This is a genomic window from Streptomyces sp. SID13726 (assembly GCF_010548375.1).
Lineage (GTDB): Bacteria > Actinomycetota > Actinomycetes > Streptomycetales > Streptomycetaceae > Streptomyces.
In genome coordinates this window covers 1-594 of record NZ_JAAGLY010000175.1, presented here as the reverse complement: position 1 = coordinate 594, position 594 = coordinate 1, and the positions used below count along the sequence as shown (strand labels likewise).

Below are 594 nucleotides of genomic sequence, written 5' to 3'. Positions count from 1 at the left end.
CGCCTACGCCATTGGGGTGGAAACCACATGCGAGCTGGCTGCAGCGGTTGCCGCCAACGCAGACGACGAGACTCTCGCAGCGCTCATCGAGCAAGACGCGGGGCGGCGACCGCTCTCTGCAGCAGTCCTCTTGCTGACCGAAACAGCGCGGTACGCCGAGAAGCGTGGTCGGTCCACGCCGCAGGCGTTGGCAAACGCGGCGCTCGACAAACTGTGGAACTCCATCGACTGGGCCGATCCACGCTCGTGGGGTGACCATGACAAGAGCATGCCCCGCGTGCTCTGGATCGGATCTCGGCTGACGTCCCCCGAGTCAGTCAAAGAACGGCTCTCGCGCGCTCTAGAACGGCGCCCCACGATCGTCCTACCCCTGATCGAGTCATGCGCGAGTTGGGTGGACGTGCACGATTCGCACGACTTCAGCCCTCTGGGCCACCGACGTCGTTACCGCGAGCTCCCTCCCTGGTTCCCTGCCGAGGCAGCCGCCGCTGCAATCATGTCCGTCGCACCGAACGCTGCGTCAGTCATCGTGGACGCCTTCGGGGATACCGCAAACGACGATGTGAAGTCCCTGGCGGCACAGGTCCTCCGGCT

1 protein-coding gene is annotated in these 594 nt (G+C 65.2%); it reads left to right on the top strand.

Annotated elements, in window-relative coordinates; genetic code table 11:
- Positions 1 to 16 precede the first annotated feature (16 nt).
- Positions 17 to 594, top strand: a 578-nt coding sequence (locus G3I78_RS51500; protein ID WP_203616493.1) for a hypothetical protein, incomplete at its 3' end; no start/stop codon positions are given.